Source organism: Janthinobacterium sp. GW458P (genome assembly GCF_002127585.1).
GTDB lineage: Bacteria > Pseudomonadota > Gammaproteobacteria > Burkholderiales > Burkholderiaceae_D > Janthinobacterium.
On sequence record NZ_NEGZ01000155.1, the window covers coordinates 1 to 439 of the forward strand.

A 439-nucleotide genomic window follows, 5' to 3' on the forward strand; every position below is an offset into this window, starting at 1 on the left:
TGTGCGCGTCGAAATACGCGCTGACCGTCGCCGCCAGGGTCGCTTGCAGCACGGCGTCGCGGTGTGCCAGCGCCGCGTCGAGCAGCGCCGTGGCCGAGCGCCGCCCCGCGTCGCGGCCGCCGAAATCGAACAGGCGCCAGGACAGGCTCAGCGAGCCAGTATTGCTGCCCAGGCTGCTGGAAGCCGTGGCGGCGCCGGGATAGGCGGTGCGGTCATGCACGCGGCTCAGGCCGGCATTCAAGGTCGGCAGGTAGGCGGCGCGGGCCTCGCCCAGGCCGGCCGCCTGCAGCTTGATGCCGGCCCAGGCGCCATGCACCTGCGCGTTATGGCACAGGGCCAGGTCGACGGCCGCCGGCAGGCTCAAGGGCACGGCCCCATCATGGGCGGGCGGGCACGGCGCGGCGCGGCTGTCGCCCGGCAGCAACCGCCCGGCGTCGGG

General features: G+C 75.2%; 1 protein-coding gene. It reads right to left on the minus strand.

Annotated elements, in window-relative coordinates; genetic code table 11:
- On the minus strand, positions 1–439 hold a 439-nt coding region (locus CBW50_RS28540), incomplete at both ends, for a TolC family protein (RefSeq protein ID WP_139842736.1).